General features: G+C 68.5%; 1 protein-coding gene. It reads left to right on the plus strand.

All coding sequences use genetic code 11. The features are described from left to right. Window positions 1-121 precede the first annotated feature (121 nt). Window positions 122-546: cell wall-binding repeat-containing protein (locus AC1DV7_RS18205; RefSeq protein WP_477598743.1), on the plus strand; the 425-nt coding region annotated here is incomplete at its 3' end.

Here is a 546-nt window from a genome sequence, read left to right on the forward strand (position 1 = left end):
CAGCGTCTCGGTGGCAGTCGCGACCGCGGCCTCAAAGTGCGTCTCGGTGGCAGTCGCGACCGCGGCCTCAAAGTACTCGTCGGTCGAACGTTTGGCGGGAGCGGATCGGTAYTCCACGTCGGTGGCGGTGTCGAAGTCGCAGTTTGCGCCCGGTGTGGCTGTGGCGTACCTCGCGTCGGGGGTGAACTTTCCCGACGCTCTTGCGGGTGGGCCTGTGGCGGCGCTGCGTGGAGGTCCGGTGCTGCTGACGGCGCARACCTCGTTGCCGGCGGTGGTCGCCGCCGAGCTTGCCCGGTTGAAGCCGGCGAAGATCGTGATCCTCGGTGGCACCGGCAGCGTCTCGGTGGCAGTCGCGACCGCGGCCTCAAAGTACTCGTCGGTCGAACGTTTGGCGGGAGCGGATCGGTAYTCCACGTCGGTGGCGGTGTCGAAGTCGCAGTTTGCGCCCGGTGTGGCTGTGGCGTACCTCGCGTCGGGGGTGAACTTTCCCGACGCTCTTGCGGGTGGGCCTGTGGCGGCGCTGCGTGGAGGTCCGGTGCTGCTGAC

The organism is Pedococcus sp. P2_E4, assembly GCF_056403935.1.